Consider the following 586-nt stretch of genomic DNA (forward strand, 5'->3'; position numbering starts at 1 on the left):
GATGTTGCTGCAAGGCGTTATTGGTGGAAGGCCTATCAAAACAAGCTTGATCCCAGCGCCTTGTTTTTCTGGATGAGACCTGGGTGAAGACCAATATGGCCCCCATAAGAGGATGGTGTGCGAAAGGAGAACGCCTGAAAGCTTATGCACCCCATGGGCACTGGAATACAATGACTTTCCTTGCCGCTCTCAGATGTAATGGTATAGAAGCACCTTGTGTGTTTGACGGCCCGATTAACGCCGAGCGCTTTACCTCATGGGTAAAAGAGATGTTATGCCCCACCCTCAAACAAGGGGATATTGTGATCATGGATAATCTCAGTTCCCACAAAAACTCTGCCGTACGTGAAGGCATCAGAGATAAGGGAGCCAAGCTTCTGTTCTTGCCTCCATACAGCCCCGATCTCAACCCGATAGAACAAACTTTCTCCAAAATCGAACACTGGATGCGCATCGCTCAGGCAAGGTAGGTTCATTCCGTCCACAATACACTCGCAGAAATCATCAACTCAATTACGCCAAACGAATGTAAAAATTACTTTAGAAACGCAGGATATGACCATTATTAACACTGATACGATCTAAA

Annotated in this window: 1 pseudogene; it reads left to right on the forward strand. The window is 46.4% G+C overall.

What is annotated here, in order from left to right:
* Positions 1-569 (forward strand): annotated as a pseudogene (locus WH96_RS20890) (IS630 family transposase); the annotation flags it as partial.
* Positions 570-586: the final 17 nt, after the last annotated feature.

The sequence above is a fragment of the Kiloniella spongiae genome (assembly GCF_001026905.1).
In the GTDB taxonomy this organism is placed as follows: domain Bacteria; phylum Pseudomonadota; class Alphaproteobacteria; order Kiloniellales; family Kiloniellaceae; genus Kiloniella; species Kiloniella spongiae.